This is a genomic window from Mixta mediterraneensis (assembly GCF_030283135.1).
Lineage (GTDB): Bacteria > Pseudomonadota > Gammaproteobacteria > Enterobacterales > Enterobacteriaceae > Pantoea > Pantoea mediterraneensis.
In genome coordinates this window covers 1-382 of sequence record NZ_JASUAZ010000159.1, presented here as the reverse complement: position 1 = coordinate 382, position 382 = coordinate 1, and the positions used below count along the sequence as shown (strand labels likewise).

The window sequence follows — 382 nt, the reverse complement described above, 5'->3', positions numbered from 1 at the left end:
GTGCTGGCGTTTCTGTTTCTGCTGATTTTCGCCATCCAGGGCATTTCCGCCGCCGTCAACCGCTTCTTCCCCGAACCGGCTGTCGCGCCGAAGGCGGCACCTGCGCCCGCCGCCGCGCACGCTGACGATTTCGCCCGCTTAAAGCCGGTGATTGCCGCCGCTCTCCACCACCATCGCCGACTTAACCCTTAATTCACGGAGGAATCCATGACCGTTGCCATTACCGATGTCGTCCTGCGCGACGCCCACCAGTCCCTTTTCGCCACCCGCCTGCGCCTCGACGATATGCTGCCGGTTGCCGCTCAGCTCGACGACGCGGGCTACTGGTCCCTTGAATGCTGGGGCGGTGCCACCTTTGACGCCTGCATCCGCTTCCTCGGCG

The 382-nt window shown here is 64.4% G+C and carries 1 protein-coding gene and 1 pseudogene; both read left to right on the top strand.

Annotation, left to right across the window (positions count from 1 at the left end):
- Positions 1-192, top strand: a 192-nt coding sequence (locus QRY16_RS22050; RefSeq protein ID WP_289778073.1) for an oxaloacetate decarboxylase subunit gamma, incomplete at its 5' end; no start/stop codon positions are given.
- Between the two features lie 15 nt (positions 193-207).
- Positions 208-382: pseudogene (locus QRY16_RS22045) on the top strand (pyruvate carboxylase subunit B); the annotation flags it as partial.